Genomic DNA, 3,842 nt, shown 5'->3' on the forward strand with positions numbered 1-3,842 from the left:
GCCTGATCCGCAAGCTGGAAAACGCCCTGGACAGCTTGGAAACCGTTCGCTCCAAGGCAGAGCAGCACGTCGCCAGGATCGAGGCGAACATCGCGCGGGCCAAGGAACTGGTGGGCAAGCCCTTCCCGCAGCAAGCCGAACTCGACAAGGTCCAGGCCCAGCACCGCAAACTGACCAAAGCCCTCGGTGTGCAGGAAGCCGCGGAAGCGAGCGAGCCGGAAGTCCACGACACGGAGGTTGCTGAACCCGGCGCCGACCTGGTCGACGCAGCAGTCCACGACGCCGCGGTCGTGGCGAGCGGCTCTACCGATGATCGGGTGGACGTCGATCCGTCGCCCCTCACGCCCGACGACCTGAGCGATACCGCCAGTGGGCTCCTGGACGCGTCGGCCGACGGCCCCCACGCCCCGGCCATGCCAGATGCCGAGACCGTCGGCTCGGATGCCGATACGACGGGACGCGCTGCGGACGGCGTGGGCGGAGAACCTGGCCGTGTCGCCTCGGTCCCGCCGCCGTATCCGGATGAGGGTGCCGCGGTTGCGGGTGAAGACGCCGTCTTGGCGGACTTCACTGCCTGGCACAACGTCGTCGAGGGGATGCCTGTCCGGGCCCGGGAGCTGGCCAGTCAGATGCGGCAGGCGGGGCTTGAGCTGACCGAGGCCCTGCACCACGCGCGCGGGACTGCCGACGCGACCCCCTTGTCCAGCGGTGATCCGTGGGCCCTGGAGCTTTTCCAAGGTCTTGCGCGCGCCTGCGAGGACTTCATGTCCCACCTGGACTCTCCACTCCGCAGGCTCAACGAAACCGGGCGCGCGGTGAGGGACCTGACCGAGCAGGTGGCCCGCTCCGCCCGCGAGCACTCCACTCGCGTCGCCCCGCTGGAAGGCCGTCGGCGCCCTGTACCGCCGGTCACAGCGCCAGCGAGTCCTTCTCCCTCACCTCAGCCGGTCCCCGGCGCCGCTTCGCCCGATACGGGCCGACCGTTCGATCCATTGCGCTGGTATGAGCACACCATGCTCGGCGGGACCCTCAGCGACTCCCGTGGCACGTTCCTCAACGACATCGTGCAACAGCTCGGCCATGACGGGTCGGATGTTGCGATCGAACCGGACGCCACGGGCGCGGTCGCAATCACCGGCCCCACCGGGTCGGTGAAGGTCACACCGCTCGCTGAGGAGTTCCCCGCTGGCATCGCCGAGACCCACGAGGGGGCCATCGAGCAGCTTCTTCAGAATGCCCAGCATGATCTTCGTGCCAGCGGCAGCCAGGCCGGCGACCAGTTCGATGCCTGGCTGGCCGAGCAACTTGCCAGCCAGGCGGCGCCGTTGAGGGCTGCCCTGGCAGATGATGTCGACGAGGCCGCCTTCCGGCAGGCGATGCGGGTGCGCTTCTACGAGAGCGCGCCCTGGGCCCATCCCGACACGGCCGATCACCCCCATCCGGGTCGAGCACAGCAGGAACCCGCGTCCGACCCCGGACTGGTTGATGCCCCGGCGGCGCTTCGTGCACACCCACCGGAAAAGACACCAAAGGACGCGGCCTCCACGTCCGAAGCAGAGCCGGCCGAGACCCCGCCCGTTGCAGGAGACGGCCTCCAGGACAGCGCACCCGCAGCAGACAACGCCCGGGCCCCCGACTCCGCAGGCAAACCGGAGCCTGTCCCGGCGACGAGTCCACACGCGAACCCGCAGCGGCCCGGGCACGCACCGGACGCCCCCTACACCGACCGGTTCGAGTCCTGGACCGCGGAGCAGGCCGCACTGACCGCCTACAGCCGGTGGGCAGCGGACCATGCCCAGCGCCTGGCCACAGGTGAGCGGGAAGGCGGCCTGGTGGCTGCCGCCGACACTGCGATGGCCTCTAGTCGGACGGGAAGGATCGCCCGTCTGCTCGGCGTGGAGCTGGCAACTGATTGGCCGGACCTGCTGCGCGTAGCCGACCAATGCCGTGCCGTGATCGAACAGTGGGAGCGGGAAGACGGGCGGAGCACCGAGGGGAACTGGGAGATCTACACGGGCCTGCGCGATCACGCTTCCCGGTACCGCAGCACTGTGGAGGACCGCGGCAGCGACGCCTACCAGCAGTGGGTCCGCTCTCCGGAACCTCTCACCCTCGGCGAAGACGCCGTGGAATTCATCCCCGGCATCCTCCCGTGGGACCAGTACACCGTCACCGGGCCCCGGGATCTCCGCGTCGGCCCGATCAGCGGCAGTGACCTCGCGGTCGGCCTGGCGCAACTCTCCGCCGAAGATGCAGATCTGGAGGAGACCGAGGACGGACTCGTTGTCTCCGGCCCCGACGGTATCCGGTTCTCCGTCCAGCCAGCTACAGCACAACCCGCCACCTCGACGGCGTCGTCCGCCACGATGGCGACACCAGCACCGCAACCGGCGACCAGCACCGCTCCCTCGCCGGAGCCGGAATCGGCAACTGATCCGCAGACCGCAGCTCCCGCCACCGCAGCCTCCGACCCGTCGGCCAGTACGGTGGACGCGCGAGGCCAGAGCGTCGAGTCGGCACTGCCCCAAGTGGCGAACCTCGCGGTCGTCCTCGAAGGCTACGCGGACGCCGCAGAACTGGTCGCTGGACGCCACTACGTCGCCAGGTCCGCCGAACAGCTCCGGCAGGCCCTCTCACGACACGGGAGCCACGTCCCGGGCCCGACACCGGCGCACCGTGAGGCCACCGTGGCAGCCCTCGCGGTCATCGAGAGTGAACTGCGCGCGCCCGCTGACGCGTTCAGCCTCTACGACCGTCTCGCCGAGACCGCCGTACAGCTGGCCGACGATCCCGGTCACGATGTGCGCACGGCCGCCCACAGTGCTCTCCAGTACACGGAGCGCCATCTGGCGCGCATGCAGGCACGACGCAACGATCTCGACGACCTGTTCCTGGACGCGGCCGACCTCGACGACGACCACCCCGCCGTCCTCGGCCGCATCGACCCACTCCGGCTGACAGCGCCCTGGTACCAGGACAGCACGGAGATCGGGCAAGCCCTGTCCGACATCTTCGACAGCTTCCCGAAGTGGCCGCATGCCTACGACGACCACGGCGGGCCGAGCTCGGACCAGCTGCGCGGCGCCATGCTCATGCTGCACCAGCCGCACGACACGGTCGCCTCAGCTCTGACCGACTGGATGGAGGTCACCTCCTACGCCCTCGGCGCTGCGCAGGAGGCCGGGGACGGGGTCAACCGGTACGTGCTGCGGGACCTGGCTCGCAAGACCTTTCAGCATCACCAGCGCCTCGCGGCCCACGAACTGGGCATGGAGGAGATTCCGTACGAGACCGCTGACGGCTTCGTCGGGGGCGCCAGCAAGGTGGAGTCCGCGTGGAACTGGTGGATGGCGAGCGATACCGCCAAGGCGCTGCTCGACAGCACCTCTGGCCAATCTGCCGCACGCGCGGCCCTCGACGCTGCCCAGGACACCCGGTATGCCGCCGATTTCGTCACGCTAGCCGCCGAGTCCCTGGACGAGCTCAACCGGCGCGTGACGGCGATGGCGCACGCAGCGTACGACCTGGTGCTGAACTTGCGCACCAGCGACTACCGGCATCCTGACGACGCCGAGCGGCTGGACGACCTCGTCCGCCATTCCTACGAACACGCGGTCGCCTGCCGGGCCTCCTCCACACGCCCGGATACCGTCGCGGCCGTGCAGGCAGGCGTTGCCCAACGCCGTCGGCGACTCGACGCCGAAAACGGCTCCGCCCCCGAGCGGCACGAGCCCCCTCTATCCACCGGCACCGCCTTGGAGATCGAGCATCACTACCGGGGCACCGTGGTCCGCGGCACCACCAGCGAGGACGCCGACGCGCCCGTACGTACTGCTCTGGAC

Annotated in this window: 1 pseudogene; it reads left to right on the top strand. The window is 69.7% G+C overall.

Annotated features, from left to right (window positions below):
• Window positions 1-3,842, top strand: a pseudogene (locus ACWGJ2_RS40010) (hypothetical protein); the annotation flags it as partial.

Source organism: Streptomyces sp. NPDC054796 (assembly GCF_053611545.1).